This is a genomic window from Salmonella sp. SAL4457 (genome assembly GCF_046548235.1).
In the GTDB taxonomy this organism is placed as follows: domain Bacteria; phylum Pseudomonadota; class Gammaproteobacteria; order Enterobacterales; family Enterobacteriaceae; genus Salmonella; species Salmonella enterica.
The window spans coordinates 1-232 of the sequence record NZ_JBGDZO010001435.1 but is presented as its reverse complement, the minus strand read 5'-3'; the positions used below and the strand labels follow the sequence as shown (position 1 = coordinate 232).

The following is a 232-nucleotide window of genomic DNA, read 5'->3' as shown; positions in this document are numbered from 1 at the left end:
GCCTCACCCTGCGTCTGCGGCACCAAGATCTGCAGGTAGGAGGTGACCACCGCGGTATCGCCGTCGATGGCGACATGAGGGAGCCCGGTGACGTGTGCCCGGCCGCGCGCGATCGCGGCCTGGTGCTCCGGGCTGCGCACGTGACTGGCGATGGTGTCGCGTCCGCGCGGGCTCGACAGCGTCTCGCCGCGGTCGAATACGCCATCCTCCACCCAGCTCGCCGCCACGTGCT

General features: G+C 71.1%; 1 protein-coding gene. It reads right to left on the bottom strand.

The genetic code is table 11. The features are described from left to right. The coding region (locus ACLJNW_RS28905) for a nuclear transport factor 2 family protein (RefSeq protein ID WP_410962121.1) at positions 1-232 on the bottom strand (232 nt) is incomplete at both ends.